This window comes from Streptomyces aurantiacus JA 4570, from assembly GCF_000414115.1.
Classification (GTDB): Bacteria; Actinomycetota; Actinomycetes; order Streptomycetales; family Streptomycetaceae; genus Streptomyces; species Streptomyces aurantiacus_A.
Genome location: NZ_AOPZ01000195.1, coordinates 1 through 14183, shown reverse-complemented (window position 1 = coordinate 14183; position 14183 = coordinate 1). Strand labels below are relative to the sequence as shown.

At 72.4% G+C, this 14183-nt stretch carries 8 protein-coding genes; 7 read left to right on the top strand and 1 reads right to left on the bottom strand.

The window, feature by feature from the left end; all coding sequences use genetic code 11:
• A partial coding sequence (locus STRAU_RS19595) for a type I polyketide synthase (protein ID WP_158692097.1) occupies positions 1–5388 on the top strand: 5388 nt, incomplete at its 5' end.
• 87 nt (positions 5389–5475) lie between these two features.
• Here the strand turns inward: STRAU_RS19595 and STRAU_RS19590 are convergent.
• On the bottom strand, positions 5476–7086 hold the full coding sequence (locus STRAU_RS19590) for an ArnT family glycosyltransferase (RefSeq protein ID WP_016642109.1): 1611 nt from the start codon (positions 7084–7086) through the stop codon (positions 5476–5478).
• Between the two features lie 261 nt (positions 7087–7347).
• Here STRAU_RS19590 and STRAU_RS19585 point away from each other — a divergent pair, with 261 nt between their 5' ends.
• The 6 genes from STRAU_RS19585 to STRAU_RS19555 all read left to right on the top strand — a co-directional run.
• Positions 7348–8784, top strand: a complete 1437-nt coding sequence (locus STRAU_RS19585) for a class I adenylate-forming enzyme family protein (protein WP_016642108.1) — start codon at positions 7348–7350, stop codon at positions 8782–8784.
• A gap of 131 nt (positions 8785–8915) precedes the next feature.
• Positions 8916–9917, top strand: a complete 1002-nt coding sequence (locus STRAU_RS19580; protein ID WP_016642107.1) for an ACP S-malonyltransferase — start codon at positions 8916–8918, stop codon at positions 9915–9917.
• Positions 9917–11188, top strand: a complete 1272-nt coding sequence (locus tag STRAU_RS19575) for a cytochrome P450 (protein ID WP_037660518.1) — start codon at positions 9917–9919, stop codon at positions 11186–11188. The genes STRAU_RS19580 and STRAU_RS19575 overlap by 1 nt, the downstream gene beginning before the upstream one ends.
• A gap of 73 nt (positions 11189–11261) precedes the next feature.
• The gene (locus STRAU_RS19570) at positions 11262–12380 is read left to right on the top strand and encodes an agmatinase family protein (RefSeq protein ID WP_016642105.1); all 1119 of its coding nucleotides are present in this window, start codon (positions 11262–11264) and stop codon (positions 12378–12380) included.
• Positions 12381–12495: 115 nt separating this feature from the next.
• Entirely contained in the window at positions 12496–13245 is a 750-nt protein-coding gene (locus STRAU_RS19565; RefSeq protein WP_037660515.1) for a thioesterase II family protein, read from the top strand.
• 726 nt (positions 13246–13971) lie between these two features.
• A partial coding sequence (locus STRAU_RS19555) for a hypothetical protein (protein WP_397892242.1) occupies positions 13972–14183 on the top strand: 212 nt, incomplete at its 3' end.

Sequence of the window (14183 nt, the reverse complement as noted above, 5' to 3'; positions counted from 1 at the left end):
CCCATCGAGGCCCAGGCCCTCATCGCCACGTACGGCAAGGACCGGCCCGACGACCCCGCGCGGCCGCTGTGGCTCGGCTCGCTGAAGTCCAACATCGCCCACACCCAGGCAGCCGCCGGAGTCGGCGGCGTCATCAAGACCGTCATGGCGATGCGGCACGGCATCCTGCCGAAGACGCTGTACGTCGACGCCCCGACCCCCGAGGTCGACTGGACCGGCGGGGGAGTGGAACTGCTCACCGAGGCCCGCGCGTGGCCGGGACGCGAGGACGGCGCGCCGCGCCGGGCGGGCGTCTCCTCCTTCGGCATCAGCGGGACGAACGCGCACGTCATCCTGGAGCAGGCGCCCTCGGCGGAGGAGCCGGAGCCCGACGGCTCCGACACGGATCCGTCGGTGGTGGCCGGTGTCGTGCCGCTGGCCCTCTCCGCGAAGACGCCGGAGGCGCTGCGCGGGCAGGCCGCCCGGCTGCGGGAACACCTCCTGTCGCACGCCGACCTCGAACTGGGCGATGTCGCTTGGTCGTTGGCGGTGGCGCGATCGAGGTTCGAGCACCGGGGAGTGGCCCTGGGCGCGGACCGCGACGAGCTGCTGGCCGCGCTGGAGTCGCTGGCGCAGGGGGACGCGACGGCGCAGCACGTCGTGACGGGGCGGGCCCAAGGCGGCACGGTCCGTCCGGTGTTCGTCTTCCCCGGGCAGGGCTCGCAGTGGGCCGGGATGGCGCGTGAACTCCTCGACTCCAGCCCGGTGTTCGCGGAGCGGATGCGGGAGTGCGCGACGGCCCTGTCGGAGTTCGTGGACTGGGACCTGCTGGAGGAGCTGAACGGTGACCGGTTCGACCGTGTCGACGTGGTCCAGCCCGTTCTCTTCGCTGTGATGGTGTCGCTGGCCGCCGTCTGGCAGGCCGCCGGTGTCGAACCCGCCGCCGTGGTGGGCCACAGCCAGGGCGAGATCGCCGCCGCGTGCGTCGCGGGCGCCCTGACCCTGCGCGACGCGGCCCGTGTCGTCGCCCTGCGCAGCCAGGCCATCCGGGAGCTGTCCGGCAAGGGCGGCATGGTCTCCCTCGTCCTGCCGCAGGACGAGACCGAGACGCTCCTGGAGGCGTGGAACGGCCGCATCGAGATCGCCGCCGTCAACGGCCCCTCCCAAGTGGTCGTCTCCGGCGACCCCGAAGCCCTCGAAGAGCTGGTCGCCGCGTGCGCGGCACGCGAACTGCGGGCCCGGCCCATCCCCGTCGACTACGCCTCGCACTCCTCGTACGTGGAGCAGATCGAGGCCCGGATCGGCGAGGCGTTGGACGGGCTTGCCCCGCAGGCCGCCCGGGTCCCGCTGTACTCGACCCTCACCGGGGCATGGCTGACCGCCGAAACGCCCATGGACGCGAGCTACTGGTACCGCAACCTGCGCCACACCGTCCGCTTCGAGCAGGCCACACGCGGACTGCTCGAAGAAGGGCACGGTCTCTTCCTGGAGATGAGCCCGCACCCGGTCCTCACCGTCCCGGTGCAGGAGACCATCGACGCCGTACCGCACGCCAACGCGGTCGCGCTCGGCTCCCTGCGCCGCGACGAGGGCGGCCCGGACCGGCTGCTCGCCGCCCTCGCCGACGCACACGTCCACGGCGCCGAACTCGACTGGGAGGCGCTCGTACCAGGAGGACACCGGCCGGTCGAGCTGCCCACGTACGCCTTCCAGCGGCAGCGCTACTGGCCCGCGCCCGCCGCCGCCGGAACGGGCGACGTCACCGCCGTCGGCATCGAGTCGGCCGGGCACCCGCTGCTCGGTGCCTGCGTGGAACTCGCCGACGCCGACCAGTACGTCCTCACGGGGCGGCTCACCCGCCGCACCCACGGCTGGCTCGCCGACCACGCGGTGGGCGACACCGTGCTGCTGCCCGGCACCGCGTACGTGGAGATGGCGCTGCGCGCCGGCGACGAGGTCGGCTGCGATCTCGTCGACGAGCTCACCCTGCACGCGCCGCTCGTCGTCGCCGAGGACGACACCGTCACCCTCCAGGTCCGGGTCGGCGCCCCCGACGAGGCCGGACGGCGCCCGCTCACGGTGTCCTCCCGGACCCAGGGCACCGCCGACGCCCCCTGGACGCGGCACGCCACCGGCACCCTCGCCGACGCCCCGCAGGCGCCCGACGAGGCGCTGACCGTGTGGCCGCCCGAGGGCGCCGAAGCCGTGGACCTCGACGGGTTCTACGAGCGCCTCGCCGACGGCGGACTCGCCTACGGCCCCGCGTTCCAGGGGCTGCGGGCCGCCTGGCGCGACCCCGCGGGCGACGCCGTCCACGCCGAGGTGCACCTGCCCGAGAGCGAGCACCGGGACGCCCGCGCGTTCGGCGTGCACCCGGCGCTCCTCGACGCCGCCCTGCACGCCGTGGCCCTCGCGCCCTTCGCGGAGGGCGACGGGGTGCGGCTGCCGTTCGCCTGGAGCGGGGTGTCCCTGGCCGCGCAGGGCGCGACCGTCCTGCGGGTCCGCGTGCGGCCCGCCGGCACCGGGGGCGTGGAGCTGCTGTTCGCCGACGACACCGGCGCGACGGTCGCCCGCGCCGACTCCCTGGAGCTGCGCCCGGTCGCCCCCGAGGAACTGCGGGCGGCCTCCGGCAGCGGCCACCGGGACGCGCTGTTCCGCGTCGAGTGGACACCGCTGCCCGCGGGCGCGGCCGACGTGACGGACACGACCTGGGCGACGGTCGGCCCCGACACCCTGAACGCGGGCGCGGAACTCGCGGCGTCCGGGGCGCGGGTGGACACGTACGCCGACACGGAGGCGCTGTACGCGGCCCTCGACGCCGGCGCCGACGCTCCGGACACGCTGCTCGTCACCTTCGCGTACGGAGACGACGGCGCGGCCTCCGCAGAGGCTGCCGACGCCACCGCAGAGCACGCCCGCACCGCCCTGGACCGGGCCCTCGGCCTGCTCCAGACCTGGCAGTCCGACACGCGCCTGTCCGCCACCCGCCTGGTCCTGCTGACGCGCGGCGCGGTGGCCGCCGCCGACGGCGACGCCCCGGACCTCGCCCACGCCCCGCTGTGGGGCCTGGCCCGCTCGGCCCAGTCCGAGCAGGCGGGTGGACCGGACGGGGCCGGACTGGTCCTGGTCGACCTGGACGCCGACGCGGCCGCCCCGCAGTCGTCCACCGCGCTCGTGTCGTACGGACTGGCCCTGGACGAGCCGCAGTTGGCGGTACGTGGGGGAGAGCTCCTCGTGCCGCGCCTGGTGCCCGCGACGGCCATGACGGCCACCGCGGACGGCCCTGCCCCCGACCCCGAAGGCACCGTCCTCATCACCGGTGCCACCGGCACCCTGGGCGCCCTCGTCGCCCGCCACCTCGTGGCCGAGCACGGCGCCCGGCACCTGCTCCTGACCAGTCGCCGGGGCCCGGACGCCCCGGGTGCCGCCGAACTCGTCGCCGAACTGGCGGCCCTCGGCGCCGAGGCCCGCGTCGTCGCCTGCGACGCGGCGGACCGCGAGGAACTGGCGGCGGCGCTCGCCGGGATCCCGGCGGCGCACCCGCTGACCGCCGTCGTCCACACGGCCGGAGTCCTGGACGACGCCCTCGTCGCGTCGCTGACGCCCGAGCGCGTGGACGCGGTGCTGCGGCCGAAGCTGGACGCGGCCCTCAACCTCGCCGAGCTGACGGCCGATCAGGACCTGGCGGAATTCGTTCTGTTCTCCTCGGCCGCCGCCACCTTCGGCAGCCCCGGCCAGGGCAACTACGCGGCGGCGAACGCCTTCCTCGACGCCTTCGCGCACCACCTGCGCGCACGAGGCGTACCCGCGACGGCGCTCGCCTGGGGCCTGTGGGACGAGAGCAGCGAGATGACCGGCCACCTCGACGAGGCCCGCCGCACCCGGATCTCACGCGGCGGCGTCCTGCCGCTGTCCTCGGCGGAGGGCATCGCCCTCTTCGACACGGCCCGCTCGTCGGGCGCTCCGCTGCTCCTCCCCGTACGCCTCGACACGGCGGCCCTGCGCGCGGGCGCGCGGCAGGGAGAGGCCGTGCCGCCGCTGCTGCGGCGCCTGGTGCGGGTCCCCGCCCGGCGGGCAGCGGCCGGCGCCGCGGCCTCGGAGGCGGAGGCGTTCGCCCGCCGCCTGGCGGCCGCGTCCGCCGCCGAGCGCGCGGACCTGCTCCTCGCCCTGGTGCGGGACCAGGCGGCGGCCGTACTCGGCCTCGCCTCCGCCGACCGGGTGGAGGACGAACGCGGCTTCCTGGAGCTCGGCTTCGACTCCCTGACCGGCGTCGAACTGCGCAACCGCCTCATGGCCGCCACCGGCCTGCGGCTCCCGGCGACCCTGGTCTTCCAGAACCGCACGCCGAGGTCGCTCGCCGAACGCCTGACCGCCGACCTGGACCAGGCGGCGCCCGCGGCGGCCCGGGACACGGCGTCGGCGCGCGAGCGGGCGGCGGTCGGCCAGGCCGACCGACCGGAGGGCACCTGGAAGGGCAGTGCCCAGCAGCCCTCGGCGGCGCGGCAGCCCGAGGCCGCGCACCACTCCCCGGCACCGGATGCGGCCCCCGCCGCCTCCCTCCCGGTCGCCGCGCCCCGCCCGGCGACGGGCCTCGCCGAGCTGTACGACGAAGCCGCACGCCAGGGCCGCGCCGACGACCTGATCCCGCTGCTGCGGACCATGGCGCAGTTCCGCGCCTCGTTCACCGACGAGGCCGAACTGGGCGCGCCGCGCGCCCCGTTCACGCTGTCCCGGGGCGACGACCCGGTGAGCGTGGTGCTCTTCACCTCGTTCGTCGGCCGCTCCAGCGCGTACGACTACGCCCGCTTCGGCACGTACTTCCGCGACCGGCGCGACGTCAGCGTCATCACCCACCCGGGCTTCCTGGAGGGCGAGTTGCTGCCCGCCGACAAGGAGGCGCTGGTGCGGCTGCACGCGGACACCGTGCTGCGGCACGCGGGCGGCAAGCCGTTCGTGCTGGCCGGGCACTCCTCCGGCGGGCTCGTCGCGCACGCCGTGGCGCGGGAGCTGGAGAGCCGGGGCGCCGGGCCCGCGGGCGTGGTGCTCGTCGACACCTACGTCGAGGAGAAGGCGCTCGGCGACATGGCGGCCGCGATGGGCAAGCAGCTCAGCGACCGCTACGACGCGGTGCCCGGCGCCGAGGCCGACGACAACGACTGGGGCGACGCCTGGGTGACCGCCATGGCCCGCTACATGTTCCTCGGCCTGCTGCCCGACGCCGTCCAGGCGCCGACGCTCCTGGTCCGGGCGGGCGAACCGCTCGTGGAGTGGACCAAGGAGTACGACTGGCGGCCGTCCTGGAAGCTGGAGCACACCGCGGTGGACGTACCCGGAACGCACTTCACGGTGATGGAGGAGCACTCGCACACCACGGCGCGCGCCGTGGAGGAGTGGCTGAACAAGCTCTGACGCAGAGTAGGTCCGACGCACAGCACGACGGCCCCGTCCCCACATGGTGGGGGCGGGGCCGTCCGCGTGAGCGATGTCGACGAAGCGTCAGGACAAGTGCCCGTAGTCCTTCCAGATCTTCGACCACGGCTGCTTCCGGCCGTCGAGAACCCACACGGGAACGCCGTCGACGAAGCTCTCGCCGGGGCCGCCCGCGGCCGTCGCCGCCTTCTTCACCGACGAGAAGTACGGCTTGAGCTTCGCCACGTCGGAGCCCACGTACAGGACGGGGCCCGAGGAGTCGGAGGGCGCGCCGAAGTACCAGTAGCCGCGGTGGCCGCTGTAGGCGGGCGGCAGGTCGCGGTCGGGGCCGAAGTGGTCGACGGCGCCCGCCTCCTGGTAGTACTGCGTGACCACCACGGCACGCTTCCGCTCGGCGGCGGGCAGCGACCGGTTCGCCTTGTCGACCGCGTCGATCAGCTTCGGCCAGCGCAGCGTCTCGGCGGTCATCGGGTTGTTCTTGGGCTGCTCGGTCTTCGTCACCTGCGACACCGGATACACCGGCAGCGAAAGCGCCACCGCCACCAGCGCCGTCAGCGCGACGACCGGCCACGAGGCCAGCCACCGCCACCACCGGGCACCGCCCCCGCGCGCCAGCTCCACCGCGCCCGCCGCCCACAGCGGCGCGAACGCGCCCACCACATACGCGGGCCGGCCGCCGGTGACCAGGAACACGGCCGTCAGACCGAGGAACGCCCACGCCAGGAACCGGTAGGGCGCGAGCTCCGGCGAGCGCAGCAGCCGCACCAGGCCGTAGACCAGCACGACGGTGAACACCCCGCCGGACAGGACGACCAGATAGGGCAGGAAGCCCGCGCGGCCGCCGAGGATGCCCTCGTCGGCGAGGACCGAGGACATCTCCAGCTGCGGCCAGTCGTGCCGCGCCTGCCAGATGAGACCGGGCAGCGAGGTGACGACGGCGACGGCCGCGCCGATCCACAGCGCCTTGCGGCGCAGCAGCTCGCGCGGACCGGCGACGAACAGGCACACGGCGAGCACGGCCCAGAAGCCGACGATCAGATACTTGCCCTGGAGTGCCAGGGCCGTGGCAAGCCCGGCGAACAGCAGCAGCCGGTCCTCGCGGGTGCGCACCCAGCGCACCAGGAGCCAGTTGACCAGCGTCCACAGGAACAGGTCGACGGCCATCGTGGACAGCGCGTGCCCACTGATCAGGACCGCCGGGGCGAAGCCGTACGCGGCGGCCGTGAGGAGCTGCGCGCGGCGCTCCCCGCCGAACTCGCGGGCGATGAGCGCGGCGACGAGCGCGCCCGCCACGGTGAGCAGCACGGGCAGCAGCCGCAGCGCGAACAGCGAGCCGCCGGTCACCGCGTCGATGCCGTGGGCGAGCAGCGGCAGCAGCACCGGCTGATCGGCGTACCCCCAGCTCAAGTGCTGCCCGGCGCCCAGGAAGTAGAGCTCGTCGCCCTGGAAGCCGTACCGCGTGCTGACCAGGAGCAGCGCCAGACCGGACGCGCCCGCGACCGCGCCGACCCAGCGTCCGGCGAAGGGCGGCGGCGCGGAACTTTCCGGCGGCCGTCCCGCCTCCGTCGATTGCGGATTTTCCTCCTGTTGGACTGCCGTCGCTTCCTGCCGTTCCTTATCCTGTTCCTGGGTCTTTCCCTGATCCGGTACTTGACCGGCTTGCGTCCGAACTCCCACCGGGGCCTCCGCGGCTTATGCGGTACATGGTGTAAACACCGTCGAAGGTAGCGCTTGGCACGGCCCGTCAGCTTGCCCCTGAAAGCGGCAAGTTGACTGCTCAGGGGCCGCTAGGGGGAAGATAGGGGTTCTGCTGCTCAGGCAGGCTGAATAGCTTCTACCGTAGGTCCTCGGCGACTTGACCGGGGCGGGAGAAATGCTCGACCTTATCGTCCTTATCGTGCCCGACGATTCTCAGAACTGGGAAAGGGGGCGGCTTTGATGACACCCAACATATTCACGGGGGATTCGGCACGTACCTTCGCCGAATTCGAGCAGGACACCTTGCGGGTCGCGATGGTCCTGCGCGCACAGGGCGTCGGTCCTGCTGACCGGGTGCTGCTCAAGGCCGGCAACTCGGCGGCCTGGCTGAACGCGTTCTTCGCGCTGATGCACGTCGGCGCCTCCATCGTGCTCGTCGACCAGCAGGAGCACGCGCGCGAGACCGCGCGCATCGTCGAGCGCACCCGCGCCCGGCTGTGTCTGTACGACGACGACGCTCCCGTGCCGGCCGACACCCAGGACGCCGTCTATCTGTACAAGCTGCTCGTCGAGGCGTCCGGCCTGGTCCCGACCGAGCCGGCCCTCGACTTCGACGCGTGGTGCGCCCTGCCGGACGGCCTGATCATGTGGTCCTCCGGGTCCACCGGCACCCCCAAGGGCGTCGTGAAGAACGGCGGCCGTTTCCTGGAGAACCTGCGGCGCAACGCCGACCACATGGGCCACGGCAAGGGCGACGTCCTGCTGCCGCTGCTGCCCTTCGCCCACCAGTACGGCCTGTCCATGGTCCTGATCGCCTGGCTCGCCGAATGCTCCCTCGTCGTCGCGCCGCACCGGCGCCTCGACCGGTCGCTGCTCATGGGCGGCCAGTGCGGCGTGACCGTCATCGACGCGACCCCGGCCACGTACCGCAGCATGCTCAACCTCGCCCGGCGCCAGCCCGACGTGCGCGCGGCCCTGGGCGGCGTCCGCATGTTCTGCAGCGGCGCCGCCCCGCTCGACCCGGCCCTGTCGGACGCGTACGTCGACTCCTTCGGCAAGCCGCTGCTCGACAGCTACGGCAGCACCGAACTCGGCAACATCGCCTTCGCCACCATCGACAACCCCGTTGCCTGCGGCCAGGTCATGAAGGGCCTGGACCTGACCGTCCAGGACGACGACGGCAAGATCCTCGCCGCGGGGGAGATGGGCGAACTCGTCGTCAACACCCCCGACATGATGGCCGGATACCTCGCCGAGGACGGCACCCTGGCCCCCGTCGAGCAGGGCTGGTACCGCACCGGGGACCTCGGTCACCTCGACGCGGACGGCAACCTGTTCGTGGCGGGCCGCAAGCTCGCCGTGCACCGCATGGGATACACGCTCTACCCGGAGATCATCGAGCGGAAGGCCGCCGTGGCGGGCTGCGCCGTCAAGGTGGTGGCGCTGCCCGACGACGCCCGCGGCAGCGAACTCGTCTTCTTCGTCGAGGACCCGGCAGGCCGTGACGCCGCCGAGTGGCGCGGCCGCATCAAGGACGCCCTGCCCTCGTACGAGCATCCCAACCGGGTCGTCGTCATCGACAGCTTCCCCCTCAACCGCAACGGCAAGCCCGACCGGCGCGCCCTGGAACAGCGGGCCGCCGAGCGGGCCACGGAGGAACTCGCCGCCTCCGCCTGAGACCCCCCGGGGTGCGGCCCCGATCGCGTGCGACTGCCCCCTGCGCGAACGCCGGCCGCACCCCGGGAGACCGGGGCGCGACCATCCCCCACGCCCCACCAGAACCACCCGACGGACCAGACAGAGCGGACATGATGACGACCGACCAGGCACGCACCGCCGTGGTGTTTCCGGGCATGGGGCCCTCGCGCTTCACCGACGTGGGCAAGTTCATGATGATCGACCCCTTCGTGCGCAAGCGTCTCGCCGCCGCCGACGAGGCCCTGGGCCGCTCGGTCCTGGACGGATTCCGCACGGCGGGCGCGGACTTCGGGGAGTTCGCCCAGATCGCCTGCTTCATCAACTCGGTGGCGCTGGCCGACCGGGCCGTCGAGACCCAGGGCCTCGCCCCGGACGTCTGCGCGGGGTTCAGCTTCGGCCAGAAGGCGGCGACCGCGTTCAGCGGCGCCCTGCCGTTCACCGAGGCCGTCCGGCTCACCTATGAACTCGCCCTCTGCGAGAAGCGGTTCTTCGAGGAGGAGCACCAGGACCTGGTCACGCTCACCCTCACCCGCGTTCCCGATGCGACGCTCCAGGAAGTCCTGGGCGAACTGTCCGAGCGCGGCGAGTTCCACGAGGTCTCCGGCCGGCTCGACGAGGGCATGCACATGGTCACCATGCGCGAGCAGGTCCTGGAGTCCTTCCAGCGCCGCATCAGCGCCGTCGGCGGCTACTCGCTGTACTCGATGAAGCCGCCCGCGCACTGCCGGATCCTGTCGGGCCTGCGCGCCCGCGCCGAGGAAGAGGTCCTGGCCAAGTTCGACCTCGCCGACCCCGAACTCCCGGTCGTCGCCGACCACGACGGCTCCCTGGTGATGAGCGCGGACCAGATGCGGACGCTGCTCCTCGACACCTTCGACCACCCGGTCCGCTGGCATCCCGTCGTGGACACCCTGCGCGGCATGGGCGTGACCACGGTCCACGTCACCGGCTCCGACCGGCTCATCCACCGTCTCGACGTCACCACCCGCGCCTTCGACGTCGTCGCCCTCGGACCCGAGCAGGCACTCAGGCCCGCCCGGCCCGCCGCCCGCTCCGCCTCCCGGACCTCCGCCCAGCCCTCCGCCCCGTCCTCCGCGCGCAAGGAGCAGTGATGACCACGCTCATGGACAGCAAGTCGGCCGGGTTCAAGTTCAGCGCCAAGCTGGGCGCGACCCGCGCGATCCTGCGCGCCTTCGGCGTCTTCGGCGACCCCTTCACCCGCCTGCTCCAGGGGCAGGAGGACCCGTATCCGCTGTACGCGAAGGTACGGCAGCGGGGCCGCATCCACCGCAGCCACCTGGGCACCTGGGTCACCGGCAGCCACGAGCTCGGCAGCCGCGTGCTGCGGGACCGCTCGCTGTTCCTCAACCGCGAGCAGGGCGGCGTGCCCGGGCACGAGATGATGGACGAGATCCCCTGGAACAGCTCCATCCTCGGCCTCGACCCGCCCGACCACACCCGCCTGCGGCGCCTCGCGCAGCCCGCCTTCGGCCCCAGGATGATCAGCAAGTACCGGATCCAGGTCGAGAAGCTGTGCCACGGCCTGCTCGACCAGATGTCCGCCCGCGACGGCTTCGACCTCATCGAGGACTTCGCCGGGCCGCTGCCGCTGCTTGTGATCGGCGAACTCCTCGGCGTGCCGGAGGAGTACCACGACCGGTTCATCCGCGCCGGCCGCAAGGTCGGACCGGTCATCGACGGCGTCAAGTCCCTGAAGATGGCACGGGAGTTCCGCGGCGCCGTCGACGACCTCGACCAGGTCTTCACCGAGCTGATCGCGCTGCGCGCCGAGGACCCCGGCGAGGACCTCATCAGCCGCCTCACGGTGGCCAACGGCGAGGGCAAGCTCACCACCGAGGAACTGCTGGCCTTCTGCACGGTCCTCGCCGTCACCGGCTTCGAGACCACCACCAACCTCATCGGCAACGCCGTCCTCGCCATGACCGGCGACCGCGCCCAGTGGGACCTGCTGCGGGAGGACCCGGACCTCGCGCCGCGCGCCGTCGAGGAGACCCTGCGCTACGACTCGCCCGCCCTGCAGGCTCAGCGGGTCCCGCACCAGGACATCGCGTTGGAAGGCCACCACATCCGGGCCAACAGCTCCGTGGTCGTCCTGATCGGCGCGGCCAACCGCGACCCCGAGGTGTACGAGGAGCCCGACCGCTTCGACCTGACCCGCGAGAACCCGGCCGAACACCTGTCGTTCTCCGGCGGCATCCACTACTGCATCGGCGCCCCGCTGGCCCGCATGGAGGGCGAGACCGCGCTCCGCGTCCTCGCCGAACGGCTGCCGGACCTGCGGGTCGCCGGGCCGGTGCGGCGCCGCAGCTCACCGGTGATCAGCGGCTGTACGCGACTGCCCGTCACCGGCAAGGCCGGGTAGCCCCCGTCCACCCGGCCCCGAGAACCACCGGCGGCACACCGCCGCGTACGAACCCGCGTATCCGAGGAGAGAGATGAGCGAGACACCCGAGTCCGAGGCATGGCGGCGGGAGGTCGATCGCTCCACCTTCCCGCGACGCGAGCCCGGCCCCATCGACCTGCGCCGCTACTACGTCCAGCCGTCCTACTCGGGCGTGCCCACCTTCATGGGCGTCCCGCTCGCCCTCACCCAGGAGGACCTGCGGGCGGGCGGCGTCGACGTGGCCGTGGTCGGCTGCCCCGTGGACGTCTCCAGCGGGCACCGCGGCGCCGCCTACGGGCCGCGCGCCATCCGCGCCGACGAGCGCTACCTGTACAGCACCCCCGAGGGGTTCGTGCACTCCGCGACCCGCGTCAACCCGTTCAACGTCCTCAAGGTCGTCGACTACGGCGACGCGGCCGTCGACCCCTTCGACATCACCCGGTCCATGGAGCCCATCCGCGGCCTGGTCCGCGAGATCGCCGAGGTCGGGGCGCGGCCGGTCGTGCTCGGCGGCGACCACTCGCTGCTGTGGCCGAGCGTCGGCGCCCTGTCGGAGGTGCACGGACGCGGCTCCATCGCCGTCATCCACTTCGACGCGCACCCCGACTGCCACGAGGAGCTGTTCGGGCACCGGGCCACCCACACCACGCCGATCCGCCGGCTCATCGACGAGGAGATGGTGCCGGGACCGAACATCATCCAGGTCGGCATCCGCACCATCTCCGGGCCCGACGACCAGCTGTTCAACTGGATGCGCCGGGCGGGCATGCGCTCGCACTTCATGGCCGAGATCGAGCGCGTCGGCTTCGCCGCCGTCATCGACAAGGTCATCGAGGAGGCCAAGGCGGTCGCCGACCACGTCTATCTCTCCCTGGACATCGACGTCCTCGACCCCGCCTTCGCGCCCGGCACCGGCACCCCCGAGCCCGCCGGACTCAACACCCGCGAACTGTTCACCGCGCTGCGCCGCATCGCGCACGAGACGGACCTGATCGGCATGGACGTGGTCGAGGTCGCCCCGCACCTGGACGCGGGCTACTCCACCGCCATGAACGCTCGCCGGGCCGTCTTCGAGGCCCTGACCGGTCTCGCCTTGAACCGGATCAAGATCTCCAGCAAGAATTACGCGAACCCGATCGTGGCCGGTGAGGTCCGCTTCCCGCTCAAGTGACCCGGGTACGCACCGCTCAGAGACCGAAGGCGGGCCACGGCCCGCCTTCGGCACGTTCATCTCCCATGCCCCCATGTCCTGCCGACATTACGACGACCACGAGGGGAACCCCGTCATGACGACAGCCGCCGCCGACCTGTGGGTCCGCAGCTACCACCCCACACCCGACGCCACCGCCCGGCTCGTCTGCTTCCCGCACGCGGGCGGCTCGGCCACCTTCTACTTCCCCGTCTCGGCCGCCCTGAGCCCCGTCGCGGACGTGGTCGCCCTGCAGTACCCGGGCCGGCAGGACCGGCACACCGAGAAGGGCATCGAGAGCATCGCCGAACTCGCGGACCGGGCCACCGAGGCCCTGCTCGCGTACGACGACTCGACGCTGCCGCTGACCTTCTTCGGCCACAGCATGGGCGCCGTGCTCGCCTTCGAGGTGGCCCGCCGCCTCGAACAGGTCGGCCGGGCCCCCGTGCACGTCTTCGCCTCCGGCCGCCGCGCCCCCTCGAGCCACCGGCCGGAGAACGTCCACCAGCGCGACGACGACGGCGTCATAGCCGAGATGCGCAAGCTCAGCGGCACCGACCCGCGGATCCTCGGCGACGACGACGTGCTGCGCATGGTGCTGCCGGCCATCCGCAGCGACTACACCGCCATCGAGACCTACCGGGCCGAGCCCGGCACGCAGATCGGCAGCCCCATCACGGTCCTGGTCGGCGACGACGACCCGCGCACGACGCTCGACGAGGCGCGTGCCTGGGAGCCGCACACCCTGGGCACCTTCGACATGAAGGTGTACCCCGGCGGCCACTTCTACCTGACCGACCAGGCCCAGGAGATCATCGCCCTCCTCAAGGCGCACTTCACCTCGTAGATCCCCGGAAAAACACTCGGCGGGCCGGTCACCACGCGTGTGCGTACGTGGTGACCGGCCCGCCGAACATAAAAAGAACCCGGCGGCCGGTTACGGGGGAGAACCGGCCACCGGGAGTCTGTGCCCCCTGCGGCAGCAGGGGGAGGAAATGCACCCCGGGGGAGGGAGCGTAAGTTGTGCTAGTTGTGAACGGCCTTACGGGAACGTGAACTCGCACAGAACCCAAGGATGACGAGACCCACTACACCGATCGCCAGGCTCACCCACGAGGGGGTGTCATCGGACAGCAATGCCGTGACACCGAATTTTGTGTCCCAAATGCGCTCGGTCAGGAATGAACCGAATCCCTGAACCGCCAGGACGATGCCGACCCACAGCATGTCGCTCCTCAAAATTTCTGTTCGGGTGAGCAGTCTTGTGTTTCTCGCTCTGCCAACAACAACTATTCAACCCGGGCGGGCCCGGGGCGGGGCAGAGGGAAACGTAGGTACCACTACCGACGAAAGTAGTGACCGAGCGCGGCGTTCCCCCTCTCGTGGACCTGGTGCGGCGCCCGGCGAGGGTGCACGGCCGCGGCGCCCCGCGCGCCGCACGGACCTCACGAAAGCCGCTAAGAGGGCGTTAAAGTCCCAGGTCAGGGCTGCGACTACGGTCTGGCGGCGCTACGCATTAAGCTCTCCACGACCCACTGAGCGCGAAGCCGACATGTACGGGGGTGGGCTTGTCGTGCAGGCAGCCAGGACGGCCGGAGACCAGCGGCCCGGGGCGTCCCCGGAGACGCCCGCCCAACCCTCCGCCGAGCGGCGCCGCAAACGTCCCTCGCTGCGTCCCACCCCTTCCGACATCGCCCTGCTGACCGTCCTGATCGTGCTGAACGTCGTCGTGGCCGTCTGGAACGAGACCCACCACGAGGGCCATCCGCGGTTTGGGCCGTGGGC